This is a genomic window from Desertibacillus haloalkaliphilus (assembly GCF_019039105.1).
GTDB lineage: Bacteria > Bacillota > Bacilli > Bacillales > KJ1-10-99 > Desertibacillus > Desertibacillus haloalkaliphilus.
Genome location: NZ_JAHPIV010000221.1, coordinates 1 through 407, shown reverse-complemented (window position 1 = coordinate 407; position 407 = coordinate 1). Strand labels below are relative to the sequence as shown.

Sequence of the window (407 nt, the reverse complement as noted above, 5' to 3'; positions counted from 1 at the left end):
CTACACGCGTGACTATCCACAAGGTGATTCAATCAAGGCGTTGGTTGGTTCAACGTCAACTTCTAAGTCTGGGTTGCCAGAAGATAGTGTCAACAAGTTGCTAACGGAAGGGTATTCACGTGACGATATTGTCGGAACGTCATATCTAGAAAAGCAATACGAAGATGCGCTAAAGGGAACGAAGGGTCAAGTTGAGGTTACCACCGACAAGGACGGCAAGACGACTGAAAAGACGACGTACGCCGGTCAAGCTGGTGATAGTTTGACGTTGACCATTAATTCAAAGTTCCAAAATGATGTGCAAAGCATCTTGGAGAACAACATTCCAGGGGGGATGACAACTGGTGCGTATGCCGTTGTTATCAACCCAAAGACGGGTGGTGTTTACGCAACGGCAGGTGTTAACC

At 47.2% G+C, this 407-nt stretch carries 1 pseudogene; it reads left to right on the top strand.

From position 1 onward, the window contains the following. A pseudogene (locus tag KH400_RS21640) lies at nt 1-407 on the top strand (penicillin-binding protein 2); the annotation flags it as partial.